The sequence below is a fragment of the Chryseobacterium lathyri genome, assembly GCF_003290185.1.
In the GTDB taxonomy this organism is placed as follows: Bacteria; Bacteroidota; Bacteroidia; order Flavobacteriales; family Weeksellaceae; genus Chryseobacterium; species Chryseobacterium lathyri.
Map to the genome: position 1 here is coordinate 70,290 of NZ_QNFY01000015.1, position 15,950 is coordinate 86,239.

Consider the following 15,950-nt stretch of genomic DNA (forward strand, 5'->3'; position numbering starts at 1 on the left):
ATTAATCTAAAGCAACTTGTCCCTGTCTGCAAAGATCAAGGATTTCGTCTACTTTTTCTATCGTTAAATTTTCATGAAAGAATTTTCCTAACTGCATCATTGGTGCATATCCGCAAGCTCCGAGGCATTCAGCAGGTTTTAGGGTAAACATACCGTCTTCAGTAGTTTCTCCGTCTTTAATGTTCAGCTTGGTTCTGATATGATCAAGGATCTTTTCGCTTCCGCAAACCATACATGGCCCTGTTCTGCACACTTCCAAAACATATTTACCAACCGGCTTCATATTGAACATGGTATAAAAAGTAGCTACTTCATATACTTCAATTGGCTTAATACTTAATAATTCAGCAACATAATCCATTACAGGAACGTCTAACCATCCTCCGAATTCTTTCTGTGCTAAGTGAAGTACAGGAAGAAGAGCAGACTTTTGTCTTCCCTCAGGATATCTTGCGATAATTTTGTGTACCTGTTCTAAACTTTCCGGTTTAAAAGCTATTGTTTCGCTCATTTTTTATCTAAGATTAAAGAGTAAAGAACAAAGAAAAAAGATTCTGAAGTCCGTTATTCTAAATTCGTATTTATATTGGGTTGAAGAAAGTCTTTTATCTTTCTTCTTTTATCTTTTTGTCTAATGTATTATGCGTCTAATTCTCCCGCAATAATATTCATACTACACATCGTAACGATCGCATCTGAAATTACAGAACCTGTGATCATTTCAGGATAAGCTTGGTAGTAGATGAAGCATGGTCTTCTGAAATGAAGTCTGTAAGGGCTTCTTCCTCCGTCGCTCACTAAATAGAAACCTAATTCTCCGTTTCCACCTTCTACAGCATGATAAACTTCTCCTTTTGGCACATCGGTTTCTCCCATAACAATTTTGAAATGGTAGATCAAGGCTTCCATTTTTTGATAAACATCCGCCTTTTCAGGAAGATAAAAATCCGGAACATCCGCATGGAATGGTCCTTCAGGAAGATTGTCGTATGCCTGATTGATAATTTTAAGTGATTCCCAGATTTCCTGCTGACGAACCATGAAACGGTCGTAAGTGTCACCTGCAGTTCCTACCGGAATGATGAAATCGAAATCTTCGTAAGAAGAATAGGGCTGCGCAACTCTTACATCATAATCTACGCCTGCTGCACGTAAGTTTGGACCTGTAAAACCGTAGCTTAATGCTCTTTCAGCAGAAATTGCTCCCGCTCCAATGGTTCTGTCCATGAAAATCCTGTTTCTTTCCAATAAAGTACAGAATTCTTTAAATCTTCCCGGGAATGTTTTCAGGAAGTCTTTTAATAACTCATGGAATTTTGGAGTGAAATCTCTTTCAAAACCTCCGATTCTTCCCATATTGGTCGTCATTCTTGCCCCACAAATCTGCTCGTACATATCGTAAATACGCTCTCTTTCGATGAACATATAAGTAAGACCTGTGATGGCTCCTGCATCCATTCCGGTTACCCCGTTACAGATCAGGTGATCACCGATTCTGGCCAATTCCATTAAAATCACACGCATATAATCTACACGTTTTGGAACTTGTACACCGATCAGCTTTTCTACTGTCATGTGCCAGCCAAGGTTATTGATTGGTGCTGAACAGTAATTCATACGGTCGGTAAGGGTAGTGATCTGAGCATAGTTTCTTCTTTCAGAAATTTTTTCAAATGCTCTGTGGATATAGCCTACTGTTTGCTCCGCGTGAAGGATTCTTTCCCCATCCATCGTTAAGATGTTCTGGAAGATCCCGTGGGTTGCAGGGTGGGTAGGTCCCAAATTGAGGGTATAAAGCTGCCCGTCAATCTGCTCCTTACTTTCGTATTGGTTAAGTATATTAGATAATGAGTTATCTTTCATAATATATAATTGATAATCGATAAGCGATAATTGATCATGAACCAACCATCATTAATCATTTATATTTTTTTATCTTCCGAACATGTTATCGTCCTTATCTGTTCTGGTTCCATCTTCAAGACGGTATTCCTTCAGCATAGGGTGGTATCCGAGATCTTCCATATTCAGGATAGGTCTCAGGTCAGGATGTCCTTTAAATTTAATTCCGTAGAAATCAAACGTTTCTCTTTCCATCCAGTTGGCTCCGGCAAATAAATCTACAAGAGAATCCACTTCGATATTTTCTCTGGCCATAAAGATCTTCAGGCGTAATCTGACATTAGCCATCATATTGTGCAGGTGATACACGACACCGATTTCCTTGTCCGGAAATTCAGGGTAATGGATACCGCAGATATCGGTAAGAAAGTTAAATTCCAACGATGAATCTTTCAGATAATGAATAATCTTTTTGATATCATCTTTTTTTACTTCAATAGTTAACATTCCATAAGGCTCTGAACTAGAGATTACAGACTCCGGAAATTCTCTTGTGATTGCTTCTAATACAAATTCGTTCGTCATTTCCGTTTTAGTTGCTAATGTTGTAAGAATCTAACAATTTTTGGTATTCAGGCATATCTCTTCTTCTGATGCTTTCGCTTTCTGCCAAAGCCTGAACCTGCATTACGCCTTCAATAATCTGCTCCGGTCTTGGAGGGCATCCCGGAACATAAACGTCAACCGGAATAATTTTATCAATTCCCTGTAAAACAGAGTAGGTGTCAAAAATACCACCGCTGGAAGCACAAGCTCCAACAGCAACCACCCATTTTGGCTCGGCCATCTGAGTGTACACTTCTTTTAGGACAGGTCCTAATTTTTTAGATATAGTCCCGCAAACCATTAGCATATCCGCCTGTCTTGGTGAGAAAGAGTTTCTTTCCATACCAAATCTTGAAGCGTCATACGTAGGGTTCAGGGTAGCCATAAACTCGATACCACAACAAGAGGTTGCAAATGGTAAAGGCCAAAGAGAGAATTTTCTGGCCATCCCGATTACACTGCTCAGTTTCGTTGCGAAAAACCCTTCTCCTTCAAATCCTTCGGGAGCAGGTGCATCTGTTCTTATTACTGGTTTGTTATCTGACATTTGATTGATTTAAGATTTAAATTTAGATTCTAAATTGGTGTTAATGTTAACTTAACTCTAATTTTCTGATCTAAAATTGTCATTTAAAATTTCTATTCTTTATTTATCCCAATCTAATGCGCCACGCTTCCATACATAGAAAAACGCCATGAAGAAAATTGCGACGAAGGTTAGGACAGCAAGGAATCCTTCCATTCCGAATTCTCTGAAGTTTACAGCATATGGATAAAAAAATACGATTTCAATATCGAATAGCACGAATAATACTGCTGTCAGGAAATATTTGATGGAAAACGGTGTTCTCGCATTTCCTTCTACAGGAACTCCACATTCCCAGCTTTGGTTTTTTACAGAATTTCCTTTTTTCTGTTTTGGTCCCAGAAAATGGGCTCCAAGCAAAGAAACGGCTACGAATGCGATAGCTACACCTGCTTGAATAAGGATTGGAATATAACTTTCAGGTAAATTCATTTTTGCATTATTATCTCAATTTGCAAATTTAGCGAATAAACAAGAAAGCATGAAATTAATAAGCTTAAAAGTGGGATTAAAATAGGGAAAAGCGGTAATTTAGAATCAATAAAAATAGTGCTTATTTCTTCATTTTTTTGAGGAGAGAGTAGGCCATGAACGATATGTATCCAAAAAGAATGCTGGCCAGTGTTATATTGACTACGGTATTCATTCGGTCATCTTCGATCCGAAAAAACAAGTTGTAAGCGATAAATGCTGCAATCAGAACAGCGAAAACAATGAGATGTGGTTTCATAGGATAAATTTACGAAAAGAATTCAGGTTTTTAAGGGAAGTTTTCTGAAGTGTAAAGTATGAGTTATCAGCTTTCGGTTTTAAAATAAGTCACTAATAACTCATCATTTATCACTGATGATTAATTGCTAGTGAATAGGTTCTTCTTCTTTTGTGATTGACGGGATTGTAATCCTGCCAAAGCACCTGAACACTTTTATTTTCTTCCAGTTCAGGATTTGTTTCTGCAAAATCAATTCCCATGCTGGTAAAACGCACAAAAATTTCTTTGAATATAATGGCTGTAACGCCTCTTCTCTGGTATTCGGGATGAATTCCGATCAGATAAAAGTTTGCACGGTCGTTTTTCTTTCCTGCCTGTAAAAAATGCCACCATCCGAAAGGAAACAGCTTTCCTTTAGATTTTTGTAGAGCTTTAGAATAAGAAGGCATTGTAATGGCAAATGACACGAGTTCGTTATTTTCATCCACTACACAGATCACATAGTTTTTGTCTATAAAAGGGAAGTATTTTTCCCTGTAAGTCTGTATCTGTTCGTCCGAAATAGGGGTATAGGTTGAAAGGTGCTTATAAGTTTCGTCAAGCAATTTAAACATAGGTTCTACAAACGGAAGAATCTCCTGTTTTGATTTGAAATTGAGAACTTTAAGTTTGTATTTCTGAGCAATCAGACCACTGAATTTTTCTACTTTTTCAGGTAAAACCTTTGGGAAATTCATTTCATACTCCACCCATTCTTTTTCTTTGGTCAATCCAAGATCTTCCATGTGTTTTGGGTAGTATTCATAATTATAGATTCCGATCATGGTGGCCAGCTTATCAAAACCCATGGTAAGCATGCCTGCTTTATCAAGATTGGTAAAGCCCATTGGGCCCTCAATTTTATCAATATTATTTTCCTTGGCGTAATCTATTGCTTTTTGGATCAGCGCCTGAGAAACTTCTTTATCATCAATAAAATCAATCCATCCGAAACGTACTTTTCTGATGCCTAATTCCTTTTCTTCCTTGTGATTGATGATCACGGCTATTCTTCCAACTACTTTATTGTCTTTCAGGGCAAGAAACTGCCTGGATTTTGAATAATTTAAAGCCGGATTTTCTTTTGCGTCCCAAATTTTAAATTCGTCTTTAATAAAGGAAGGAACATAATAGGGATTGTTTTTATAAAGATCCATTGGAAATCTTACGAATTTTTTTAATTCGTCTTGATTTTTCACTTCAATAACTGAAACTTTAGACATAGATAAAGGGATAATTAGAGAGCAAATATAGATAATAAAATGTAATACTTTGGCACAGTTTTTACATCATTATGTTTAAAATTAAACACAAAAAATCTATATAAAATGATGGGTTATTATATTATTATCGGTGTTTCAATGCTGATAAGCTGGTGGGTTTCGTCCAGATTAAAATCGAAATTTGAATACTATTCCAATGTACATCTTAGAAATGGGCTTTCGGGGAAAGAGATAGCAGAAAAAATGCTGAGAGATAACGGAATCACTGATGTACAGGTAATTTCTGTTCCCGGCCAGCTGACGGATCACTATAACCCGGCAGATAAAACAGTTAACCTTTCAGAAGGAGTCTATATGCAGAGAAATGCAGCTGCTGCGGCTGTGGCTGCGCATGAATGTGGACATGCAGTGCAGCATGCTGTAGGATATTCGATGCTGAACCTGCGTTCAAAGCTGGTTCCTGTTGTGAATATAAGTTCTAATCTGATGCAGTTTGTCCTTATCGCAGGTATTGGGATTATGGCAGCAACAAGATCTATTGATGATCCCAACGGAAATACGACGGTTCTGGCGATAGGAGTGGCAATGTTTGCATTGACTACACTTTTTGCTTTTGTAACCCTTCCAGTGGAATATGATGCCAGTAACCGAGCAATGAAGTGGATTAAAGACACGGGAACGGTTACCCAAGAAGAATTTGTAGGAGTACAGGACAGTTTAAAATGGGCAGCAAGAACGTATGTTGTGGCAGCCCTTGGATCACTGGCTCAGCTTCTTTATTGGGGTTCATTACTCCTTGGTGGAAGAAGGAATTAATCTTTAAATTCAAATGAAACATACTGCATTTCGGATAATTTATCTGAAATGCTTTCTTTTTGGGCTAATTTTAAAGATGCAGTGAGGATGCAGTTTTCATTAGCATCAAAATTCAGAACCCTAGCATCAAATTTGGAAAGCAGGGTAAAAATAGTATTCTGCTGATTGAAGTTGAACTGGATTTCAATTTCTGTTTCAAGCTCTTTTGTGATGATATTGGCCTCTTCCAATGTGATTTTTGCACATTCTTTATAGGCTTTTACAAGCCCTGAAACCCCGAGTTTTGTTCCGCCATAATAACGGACCGATATAACCAGAACGTTGGTGATTTCGTGTGCTAAAAGCTGATTGTAGATAGGAAGACCTGCACTTCCTGATGGCTCACCGTCATCATTTGCCCGATAGTTTTCACCTTCCAGGCCCATTCTGAAAGCGTAACAGTGATGGGTAGCCTTAGGGTGTTCTGTCCGGATTTTTTCCAATGCTTCTTTCAGCTCCCTTTCGTTATTGACCGGAAAGGCAAATCCAATGAATTTGCTTCCTTTTTCTTTTAATAAAGTATTTTCTATGGGTTTTTCTATGGTTTTATATTCGAACGTCATTATAGCCGGCTTTATCAATGCAAAAGTATAAATACAACATAAGTTACGCAATCATAAATAAAGAAGCCATCAATATTTGACAGCTTCCTAAATCTTTTAATGTGATATTGATCCTCATTATGATCCGCAATAATCTAAGGGAAGTAGACACATATAGCTTGTCGGGCCGCAAAAATCCTGAGGACACTTGTCTCTGCATCTGGTAGATTCCCCGGTAGGTAAAGTACAGTCTACAAATACAAATGCACCACCGCTAATATTTTTTAAACCAGTTCTTGAAATTTTCTTTAAGTTTTTCATAGTATTAATTTTTGTAAAACTAATGTAAAGAAATTATTTCAATTGATGGTGATAAAATGGTTTTGTTTTGCTTTAAAAATTGATACTGTATTATCTCTCAAATTTTCAATTCTGTCAGCTGTATAATTAAATTCTGGCGCTTTTGTTCCGTTTTCCAGTTTCAGATTTTCATTTTTAATGACAATGGCTTCATCCCAAAGGTTAGCATTAATAAATTGCTGTAATGTAAAACGGCCGCCTTCAATAATAACAGACTGTATATGTTCATTGTATAGTACTTCCAGTAGCTCTGGAATGAAATTATCCCTGTTGATTTTAATAAATTGGATATGCCCTTCGGTACCTTCTTTTTCAGAGTTTACAACCAGTGTTTTTGCTTCACTATTGTAAATATTGAAACTGCCAGGAACTTTTAAATCAAAATCAATAAGAATTCTGACAGGGTTTACTCCTTCAGCATTTCTTACGGTCAGGCTTGGATTGTCATTTAAAGCGGTTTGTGTTCCCACTAAAATAGTATGTTCGTCGGCTCTTAGTTGATGTACAAATTGATTGGCCAGAGAATTTGAAATGGCTGTTGGTTTAAAATCCTTATCTAAAAACCCGTCTCCTGATTCGGCCCATTTCAGGATAATGTAAGGTCTTTTCTTTTCATGATAGGTAAAAAATCTTTTATTCAGCTCAATACATTCTTTTTCCAGTATTCCTGAAACCGCTTCAATACCTGCATCCTGAATGATTTTTTTTCCTTTCCCGTTTACTTTGTCATGAGAATCCATGGCGCCAATGACAACTTTCCTGAAACCAAGTTCTTTAATTTTTAAAGCACATGGTGGCGTTTTACCATAATGGGCGCAGGGCTCCAGTGAAACATAGATCGTAGATTCGGGTATAAGATCTTTATTTTCTACAGAATTGATCGCGTTAATCTCAGCGTGGTTTTCTCCGGCTTTATGATGGTATCCTTCCCCGATGATTTTCCCGTTATGGACAATCACGCTGCCTACAAGAGGGTTGGGGTAGGTTTTGCCCAGTGCTTTCTGAGCAAGCTCAATGCATCTTTTTATGTATAATTCGTCGTTGTTCATAAAGTAAAAAGAAAAAGCGAAGACAAATTTCTTTGCTTCGCCTTTTTTATATTATTTAATAGATTAATCTCCGGCAATGATATTGTGAAGATTCTGTTTTAAGGTTTCCAGATGAGCCTTCTTCTCGTCGATTGTATTGAATGTATCTCTAAGAAGAGGGTTTTCTCTTGACGGCTTGTTAAAGAATGCCAGGTTATTTTCCAGTTTTACAATCTCACCCTCAAGGTCAGAAATCTGGCTCTTGATCTTTCTTGCTTTGTCTGTAAGCTGGTTTTCTGTTAAACCTTCTTCTTTCAGCTCAAGTTCGTTGATCTTATTCAGCTTCAGCTTTTCTCTTAACGTTCTGTTGAACTCGGTATTGATTGAGATTTTGTCTCTCGGTACTTTCCCGATGTTGTTCCAGGCGGTTTTTATTGCTTCTATTCTTTCAATACTGCCTTCGTCATTGGAAACAGTTTTCAGATCCTCGAGAATTTCTTTTTTCTGTTTATAGTTCTCTTTCCAATTATCGTTAGAAGCATTATTTTTCTCTCTGTAATTATTGAAGAACGTATTACAGGCATCACGGAATTCGTCCCAGATTTTATTGGTCATGCTCTTTGGAACGTGTCCGATTTTTTTCCAGTCTTCCTGAAGCTTTTTGAACAGAGGAACGGCAATATCCCATTCTTCATTGTTCATATTGTCCTGTGCAGTCTGGATCAGTTTTAATTTCTCTTCCAGATTGGTTTGCTGGGAACCTTTGAGAGATTTATAATAATTATTTTTTGTTGTATTGAAAGCTCTGAGTGTTGTTTTGAAATCATTCCAGTTCTGGTTGGATAATTTTCTTGGAACACTTCCAGTTTTTAAGAATTCAGTACGAAGGTCTTCAACTCTTTTGATAGAATTCTGCCAGTAGCTGTGGTTAGGAGTTTCGGAAGGTTCAGATAACTTTTTGATCTCTGCGATGATCTGGTTTTTCTTTTCAAGATTATCATTCTGTTCACCTTCAATAGCTGCAGAGAGCTCAGATTTTCTTTCGTGGATCTTGTTGGAGATTTCTTTGAACTCTTCCCATGTTTTTTCACGGAATTCTTCTGCTACAGGCTCAGCTTCTTCTTTCCAAAGCTTGTGAAGATATTGAAGCTCGTTCAGGGCTTTCTGAATTACAGGCTCACTTTCCAGTTCTTTAGCACGTGCAATGATATGCTGTCTTTTCTCTAAATTATGGCTGAATTCCTGCTCCAGAAATTCTTTATTCAGGTCCAGCATCTGATAAAACTGGTTCAGATGGTGGAAGTAATTATTATTAAGAATCTTGAATTCGGATTTTGCAACCTGGCCGGCTTTTGACCATTCTTCTTTGATTTCACGGATGGATTTGAAAAGATTGGTTCCCGGTTCAGAATTGGTATAAAGGTTTTTAAGTCTTTCTATGATATTCTGGCGGTGCTCAAGGTTTTTTTTCTGTTCTTCATCCTGAGATTTCTGGTAGCTGTCATGTTTTTCCCTGAAAATATTAACCAGAGCGGAGAATTTGGACTGTAAAGGATGCTCGTAGCTAAAGTTTTCAGGAGGATTCCCGCCTTCTACATACTCATGCTTTTTGTCTTCCACTTCATCATGAATGTAATGACCTGCTTTTTCTTTTAACTGATTGAATCTTTTGAAATTCTCGCCTGCATTAGCCGAGTTGATGATGGTTTCCATTTCTTTTAAAGCATCGGCCAGGGAAATATCATCAGCATGATCCTCTTCCAGGTGTTCTGCGTCATCTTCATGAGCGCTTTCACCATGAGGTACAGGTGTTTCGGATGTTTCTTCTTGAGATACTTCGTTAGAATTTTTGTTTTCTTCGTTTTCAGAAAGATTGTTTTCTGTAATCATAGCAAATCTTTTATGTGAGTGGCGTTAATATCCTTTTGTATATAGCAGTAAAGCCAATTAAGGTACTAATTTAGTTTATTTTTTTTGAAAATTCCAAATTTCCCAAGCTTTTTCTGCTTGCTGCTCAAGCATATAATAACCATTCACTGTTTTGGCTCCTTTTTCGGAGGCTTTAATGATGAACTGGGTGTAATTCGGGTTGTAGATCAAGTCAATAATCAGGTGTTCCGGGGTGATTCCTTCAAAAGGGAATTCCAGGCAGTCTTCTACATTTGGGAATGTCCCTACAGGAGTACACTGGATGATGATCTTATGGTCGCAGACCGTCTCCCTGTCCAGATTCATGAAATTGATTTCGGAATTTCTGGAAATAGTAACGGATGGAATTCCATGCTTATCCATAATATATTTCACAGCTTTTGCAGCACCTCCGTTTCCCAGAATCAATGCTTTGTCCTGATGGGATTTTTTGTGGAGCAGAAGTGTTTTTTCAAAACCAAAAGCATCAGTATTGTAACCTGTTTTTTTACCATCTCTGATCAGAACACAATTGACGGCACCAATCTTTTCTGCTTCGTCGCTAAGTTCGTCAAGATAGTCAACGACCCTTTCTTTGTAAGGAATAGTAACATTGAATCCTAAAAGTTCAGGATCATTCAGAAGGGTTTCTACTTCATCAATTTCATTGAGGTCAAAAATATCGTAGGTAAAGTCTTTCAGCATCAGCTTCTGGAACTTGTCTTCAAAGAATTTTTTGGAAAAGGAATAGGAAATATTCTTTCCTATCAGTCCTAATTTTTTATTGGAATCCATGTATCAAAAATAAAAAAAAGACCGAATAAATCGGTCTTTATTATCAAATATTTTTACGGTTTAGTCTACCATGAATTTTGTGGAGAAACGGTCTGTTTTCAAGATGTAGTTTCCTTTAGTAAGTCCTTTAATATTGATCTTATTGGAGTTTTTGAAAGGATTTGCAATAACTTCTATCAGTTTTCCAGAAAGATCATAGATCTCAGCTTTTGAAATTTTGCTTAAGTTTTCACCTTTTACAAATAATTCATTGTTTTTTACCGGGTTAGGGTAGATGGTGAATTCAGAATTGTCTTTTTTAATGTCAGAAGTTCCCAGTGAACCGAAACATGTCCATGTAAGGTCATCTATGGCAACTCTGTTTGAACCAGGGTTAGTGATCTTAATAATTGCATTTCCACTGATATTTGCGTTAACTGTTGTCGTAGTTACTGTTGTGCTGTATGGAACAGTTCCTATCACAGTCCCATTAACTTCAATATTTAAATTACCATTTGAACCCGTCGTGAATTTTCGTTGAGTGGTTATTGTTATAGACTGTACTCCTCCTGAAATTGTAGAACTTGTCAAATCTCCACCTTGAATAGTAATTGCTCTTCCGTTAATGGTCTGGTCTGTTCTTGCAAAGTTAGCTGTCCATGAAATATTATTGTTTGTCCATGTTCTTGTTAAATATTGGGAATCTGATGCCGGAATATTCTCAAAGTTTTCAGTTCCACAGCTTGTATTTCCGCCAGGCTGCCCTGCCAGTGTTGTTCCGTCTGCAGAATTGCTCTGTGGAGAAGAGTTTCCTGAAGCATCTTTAGCAATGACATAGAAAGTATAGGTAGTAGACGGAGATAGTCCCTGAACAGTAGCTGTAGTTCCTGCAACTGTAGTTTTTAGTATTCCGTTAGCATAAACATCATAAGCTGTAACACCAATATTATCTGTAGCAGCAGTCCAGCTTAAAGAAATCGTATTCGAAGTTGGGTTCTGGGTAATAAGATTGGTGGCAGCAGTTGGAGCCTGTGTGTCTATAACCGGTGTTCCCCAGATCTGCTCAGCATAAGAAGGATTGTCTATAAATGGATTTCTGTTTCCCTGATAAGTATAAGATGCATTATTTCTGGCAATTTCTTCAGATGAAACGGGATCCATTACATGCCATGCCAAAAGCTGGTTCAGTTCCCATGTCTGAAGTCCAGGATAGGTAGATCCACCCAGCATATTTCCGGTACTGAAACCTGGAAGTTCAGCTTCATATCTCGTTACAAAATAGAAGATCATCCTCGCTACGTCACCTTTAAAAGCATCGATGGGCTCAAATACAGTTCCCCCATATCCCGGTGATACTGAATTTCCAAGTTTAGATCCGTTATATGATGTATAAGAGGCAGTCTGTACTTTACCAAAAGGATAGTTTGATCTCATACCATTCACTTTTCCATCGGTGGCACGGATGAAATGGATATCTGCTACCATTGGACTGGCTGAACTGAATAGGCTTTGAGGTACAATGTGCTCTCTGTTGTAGCAGTCACCTTCACCGTTATAACCACTGCCGCCACATTGGTTTGTACCTAAAGTATATGCGTAAAAATCCGGTCCGTTAGGATTTTCGGAATAAATATCCAAAATCGTTCCGTCATTTTCGTAAAAAAAGTCGCGGTCAGTAGTTGCATAGGCTGTCCACAGGCCACCGTAGCCATGGTCCTGATGTCCTTGTTTAATTATATTTTTAAGAGCCGTTTTAAGTGGGGCACCTGTATAGCCTGCAGCATTATCATAATAACCGGCAGGAGCCTGAGCTGAAGCGAAAATAAATACAGCACTCAGCAGAAAAAAAGATAAAATTCGTTTCATTTAAAAAAAATTGGGCCGTAAAGGTACAAAAAATTGAAAATGAAGCTGATTTTATTTCAAATCGGATATATTAACTTTTAGTAATATAGTCTTTGCTGATTTTGGAAAAAAACCAGGAAATAATGATCCCAAACAAGGAGGCAGTGAAAGCCACGATAAGATAATTTTTTCCAACAATTTTTACAGGGAAAGGGAGCATTTCATTAGCTCTGAAGAATTCCGTATAAAGTTGAAAATAGCAGAGTAGGGTTCCTGCGATCAGGCCAGAGATTACTCCGGAAATCACGATAAGAAGCCCGGTATAGAAATAGGTCATTCTTAAATGGCTGATTGGAAAGCCCAGTGAAATAAGGGATCTGGACTGTTCTCTTTTATCAAGCTGAAGAATAATGATCGCTCCGGCCAGATTGAAGGTGGTAATGAAGATCACTAAAGCAAAGATAAGATATATGAACATCTTTTCCGTATTGATCATCTTCCAGAACGCTGCATTTTCTTCTTCCTTGGTTTTTATTTCAATATTTTTTCCCAATGAAGTAAGAAGGCTCTGTTTTACGGCATCAGCATTTTCCGGATTTTTTAATTTGATTACAATCTGATACGCTGATTTTTTTGGTAGGCTGAGTAATTCTTCGGTAAGCTCTATTGGGGCAATGATATAACTGTCCAGCTGTTCTTTTCCCGGGAAAACTCCTGTTACCAGAAAATCTCTTTTATTATAGATGTCTTCCTCTTTGTTAATGATACCGGTTCCCGGCTTGGGCATAAAGATTGTAGCATAATTGCTTGTGGAATCTATAGGAATTGAAAGCCTGTTGTGCAGGTTTGTTTCCATTAACACTTCATTGGAGTACTGGAAACTTGGATAAGTTCCATAGAATACATCTTTATCAATAGGATTGACTTTTATATAAGCGGAATCAACTCCTCTTAAATAGGCAATATCACCTTTACCTTTATAATTGACATATACTTTTTCCTCAATGACGCGGGAAAAACTGCTGATTGCCTTATTGTTTTTTAAAACTGTAGTGACCTTATCCAGATCTTTCACTGTTTTTCCTGAAATACTTTTCAGGGTCAGATCAGCATGAAGATTGGAAATCAGGTCTTTGTTCAGAGTCTCAAGGCCTGAAAACACTGAAATGATCACAAACATTGCAGTCACAGCAACCGTCATGGCCCCTACCGAAAGCCACGTTATAAACGTCACGGCAGTGCTTCCCTTTTTAGCCAAAAGGTATCTGGATGCTATGTAAAATGCAATATTTTTCAAGATTTATAAAACCGGATTGTCGCCTTCGCCTCTTAATTCTCTTTCTAGTTTTTCAACATCATCAAGAGCGGTGTCCAGATAAAAGTTAAGCTGCGGAATTATACGTACCTGTTTTGCCATTTTCTGGCCAATAAAATTTCTGTACTGAGGTTTGTTTTCTTCAATTTCCTTCATCACCGCGGAACGGAATTCCTGCGGGAAAATACTTAAATAAATTTTGGCAATACCCAGATCTGCCGATACTTTTACATCTGAAACGGATACCAATATGCTCTGCTTGCTTTCTGAAGCCTGTTTGCGGAAAAGTTCTGCGAAGTCTTCCTGAATGATCTGTGCTACTTTTCTTTGTCTGTTACTTTCCATAAGTTATGCAAATTTAGTACTTTTGTTTGAATTGATACCTTTGAAATTCAGCTCCGGTATCAAATTTACGATTTAATTATATTTATTAGTATTTATGAAGCTAGAACATATTGGTATTGCCGTAAAATCTTTAGGAATTTCTGATGACCTTTTTACCAAACTGTTAGGAAAAGAATCTTATAAAAAAGAAAGTGTAGAAAGGGAAGGGGTTGTCACTTCTTTTTACGGAGCGGGAGGAAGTAAAATAGAGTTGTTAGAAGCCAGTAATCCGGAAAGCCCGATCTCGAAGTTTATTGATAAAAAAGGTGAAGGTATCCATCATTTGGCATTTGGTGTAGAAAATATCCTTGAAGAGATTGAAAGATTAAAAAAAGAAGGATTTCAGTTTATCTCCGAAGAACCTAAAGAAGGTGCTGATAACAAATTAGTTGTCTTCCTGCACCCAAAATCCACGAACGGAGTGTTGGTAGAACTTTGTCAAGAAAAGCAATAAAAAGTTTTGTAGTGAAAGAAATTTTGCTATTTTTGCAATCACAAAATTTAACCAAGTTTTGAGGTCCTATAGCTCAGTTGGTTAGAGCACCTGACTCATAATCAGGTGGTCCCTGGTTCGAGCCCAGGTGGGACCACTATCCGGAAGCCCTTCCCACAACGGGTTTCCGGATTTTACAACTGCTTTAACAGAGGTAGAAAATGTTTGAAAGTCAACATGAACGTCAACATTAAATCTACCATTATGAGAAAAGAATTAATTAATCTTGTCAACAATTGTTCAAGAACAGAAGTCTTTATTTCTCCTAAAAATTACTTCACCTTTACAAAATCAAACTTCAAAAAGGATTGGTTTGTGGAATGTCGATTCCATGATCCAGGATATAAAGACAAATATCCTTTAGGTTTTCAATACAGAAAGAAATTTTCCGGAAATAATTTACAAGAATTAAAATTAACAGCAACGGTTTTCAAAGAAGAAATGGAAACGATGCTTGATAAAAAGAATTATAATCCTATCACAAAAAAATACATGACTGATAGAATTGGAATTCTGCATCCATATATGCCATTTACTGAAGCCTTGGAGCAATCTTATGATAAACTTAAAATTACCTATTCAAAAAATCATTCTTATGAGGTGAATAGGTACATAAAAAAAGTAAAAAAAATAAAGGATCAGCTTGGTTTTGGTCATTTATTGATTAACGAGATAAAAACCTGGCATATAAAAAATATTCTGGATGCTTTAAAACTTACTGATTCTAATTATAATAAATCCCGTGCTTATTTAATGGGACTTTTTAAGGAATTGGTTGAATTTGGTTGTTGTGAAAATAACCCTGTAAGAGATATTACAAGAAGGATTGAGGTTAAAAACATCCGTGCTGTTATTACAGAGGAAAAATTAAAACACGTTTTTTATTTTCTTCGTGATAAGCATTACACATTTTTTAGATACGGTAAAATTTTCTTCTATTCTGGTGGTAGAACTGCAGAACTTTTTAGGGTTCAGAAAAAGCATGTTGACATTAAAAATCAAGAATACCAAGTTTTAATTAAGAAGGGAAAACAATATGTTTGGGAAAAGAAAATAATTACATTAGATGCAATTCATTATTGGAAAGAAATTTTGAATTTATGTAAAAATGAAGAAGATTTTTTGTTTTCTAAAAATTTATGCCCTGGATCCGCTTCAATTAATCCAAGGCAAATTTCAAGAAGGTGGAATAAACATATAAAATCAAAGGAAATTAAAGATGATGAAGGAAACATTATAAAAATAACTGAAGATTTTTACAGTTTAAAGCATTTATTTTTGGATAAGATTGAAGAACAATCAAGCATTCCTATTATTCCAATCGCCGGTGCTGCACAGAGAATGGCAAATCATAAGAATGAAAGAACAACAGGAATTTATACAACAGGAAAAGAATCAAGAAAAAATGAAGATTTAAAGCGGCTTAAAATTGGTTAAA

The 15,950-nt window shown here is 36.9% G+C and carries 18 protein-coding genes and 1 tRNA gene; 4 read left to right on the forward strand and 15 right to left on the reverse strand.

Annotation, left to right across the window (positions count from 1 at the left end):
- Position 1 precedes the first annotated feature (1 nt).
- From DRF61_RS19170 to DRF61_RS19195, 7 genes are all read right to left on the reverse strand, one after another.
- Positions 2-511 (reverse strand): NADH-quinone oxidoreductase subunit NuoE family protein, encoded by a 510-nt coding sequence (locus tag DRF61_RS19170; protein ID WP_040996940.1) that lies wholly within the window; start codon positions 509-511, stop codon positions 2-4.
- A 128-nt stretch (positions 512-639) separates the two neighbouring features.
- Positions 640-1,863, reverse strand: a complete 1,224-nt coding sequence (locus DRF61_RS19175; protein WP_111960063.1) for an NADH-quinone oxidoreductase subunit D — start codon at positions 1,861-1,863, stop codon at positions 640-642.
- 69 nt (positions 1,864-1,932) lie between these two features.
- Positions 1,933-2,427: an NADH-quinone oxidoreductase subunit C gene (locus tag DRF61_RS19180; RefSeq protein WP_111960065.1), complete on the reverse strand. Its 495-nt coding sequence runs from the start codon at positions 2,425-2,427 to the stop codon at positions 1,933-1,935.
- A gap of 7 nt (positions 2,428-2,434) precedes the next feature.
- Positions 2,435-2,995, reverse strand: a complete 561-nt coding sequence (locus tag DRF61_RS19185; protein WP_047397471.1) for an NADH-quinone oxidoreductase subunit B — start codon at positions 2,993-2,995, stop codon at positions 2,435-2,437.
- Between the two features lie 99 nt (positions 2,996-3,094).
- A complete protein-coding gene (locus DRF61_RS19190) occupies positions 3,095-3,466 on the reverse strand; it encodes an NADH-quinone oxidoreductase subunit A (protein WP_048502955.1) in 372 nt (123 codons plus the stop codon).
- 121 nt (positions 3,467-3,587) lie between these two features.
- Positions 3,588-3,764 (reverse strand): hypothetical protein, encoded by a 177-nt coding sequence (locus DRF61_RS22820; protein ID WP_167409447.1) that lies wholly within the window; start codon positions 3,762-3,764, stop codon positions 3,588-3,590.
- Between the two features lie 110 nt (positions 3,765-3,874).
- On the reverse strand, positions 3,875-5,008 hold the full coding sequence (locus tag DRF61_RS19195; RefSeq protein WP_111960067.1) for a GNAT family N-acetyltransferase: 1,134 nt from the start codon (positions 5,006-5,008) through the stop codon (positions 3,875-3,877).
- 108 nt (positions 5,009-5,116) lie between these two features.
- Between DRF61_RS19195 and DRF61_RS19200 the strand changes: the two genes are divergently transcribed.
- Positions 5,117-5,824 (forward strand): zinc metallopeptidase, encoded by a 708-nt coding sequence (locus tag DRF61_RS19200; RefSeq protein WP_111960219.1) that lies wholly within the window; start codon positions 5,117-5,119, stop codon positions 5,822-5,824.
- Here the strand turns inward: DRF61_RS19200 and DRF61_RS19205 are convergent.
- The 8 genes from DRF61_RS19205 to rbfA all read right to left on the reverse strand — a co-directional run bounded on the left by DRF61_RS19205 (position 5,821) and on the right by rbfA (position 13,980).
- Positions 5,821-6,426, reverse strand: a complete 606-nt coding sequence (locus DRF61_RS19205) for an IMPACT family protein (protein WP_111960069.1) — start codon at positions 6,424-6,426, stop codon at positions 5,821-5,823. The genes DRF61_RS19200 and DRF61_RS19205 overlap by 4 nt on opposite strands.
- A 117-nt stretch (positions 6,427-6,543) precedes the next feature.
- Positions 6,544-6,726 carry a bacteriocin-like protein gene (locus tag DRF61_RS22715; RefSeq protein WP_146897233.1) on the reverse strand — a complete coding sequence of 61 codons (183 nt, stop codon included), beginning with the start codon at positions 6,724-6,726 and terminating at the stop codon, positions 6,544-6,546.
- A 38-nt stretch (positions 6,727-6,764) separates the two neighbouring features.
- Positions 6,765-7,814, reverse strand: a complete 1,050-nt coding sequence (gene ribD, locus DRF61_RS19210) for a bifunctional diaminohydroxyphosphoribosylaminopyrimidine deaminase/5-amino-6-(5-phosphoribosylamino)uracil reductase RibD (protein ID WP_111960071.1) — start codon at positions 7,812-7,814, stop codon at positions 6,765-6,767.
- Positions 7,815-7,877: 63 nt separating this feature from the next.
- The gene (locus DRF61_RS19215) at positions 7,878-9,683 is read right to left on the reverse strand and encodes a DUF349 domain-containing protein (protein WP_111960073.1); all 1,806 of its coding nucleotides are present in this window, start codon (positions 9,681-9,683) and stop codon (positions 7,878-7,880) included.
- Between the two features lie 75 nt (positions 9,684-9,758).
- Entirely contained in the window at positions 9,759-10,496 is a 738-nt protein-coding gene (locus DRF61_RS19220; RefSeq protein WP_111960075.1) for a shikimate dehydrogenase family protein, read from the reverse strand.
- Positions 10,497-10,556: 60 nt separating this feature from the next.
- A complete protein-coding gene (locus tag DRF61_RS19225; protein WP_111960077.1) occupies positions 10,557-12,341 on the reverse strand; it encodes an endonuclease in 1,785 nt (594 codons plus the stop codon).
- A 70-nt stretch (positions 12,342-12,411) separates the two neighbouring features.
- The gene (locus tag DRF61_RS19230; protein ID WP_111960079.1) at positions 12,412-13,617 is read right to left on the reverse strand and encodes an ABC transporter permease; all 1,206 of its coding nucleotides are present in this window, start codon (positions 13,615-13,617) and stop codon (positions 12,412-12,414) included.
- A gap of 3 nt (positions 13,618-13,620) precedes the next feature.
- Positions 13,621-13,980 carry a 30S ribosome-binding factor RbfA gene (rbfA, locus tag DRF61_RS19235; RefSeq protein WP_111960081.1) on the reverse strand — a complete coding sequence of 120 codons (360 nt, stop codon included), beginning with the start codon at positions 13,978-13,980 and terminating at the stop codon, positions 13,621-13,623.
- 94 nt (positions 13,981-14,074) lie between these two features.
- On the opposite strand from rbfA, the gene mce reads away from it, so the two are divergent.
- The 3 genes from mce (at position 14,075) to DRF61_RS19250 (ending at position 15,949) form a co-directional block, all read left to right on the forward strand.
- Positions 14,075-14,473, forward strand: coding sequence for a methylmalonyl-CoA epimerase (gene mce, locus DRF61_RS19240; RefSeq protein WP_111960083.1), 399 nt, complete (start codon positions 14,075-14,077; stop codon positions 14,471-14,473).
- Between the two features lie 62 nt (positions 14,474-14,535).
- A tRNA-Ile gene (locus DRF61_RS19245) sits at positions 14,536-14,609 on the forward strand.
- Between the two features lie 107 nt (positions 14,610-14,716).
- Positions 14,717-15,949: a site-specific integrase gene (locus DRF61_RS19250; protein WP_111960085.1), complete on the forward strand. Its 1,233-nt coding sequence runs from the start codon at positions 14,717-14,719 to the stop codon at positions 15,947-15,949.
- Position 15,950 lies beyond the last annotated feature (1 nt).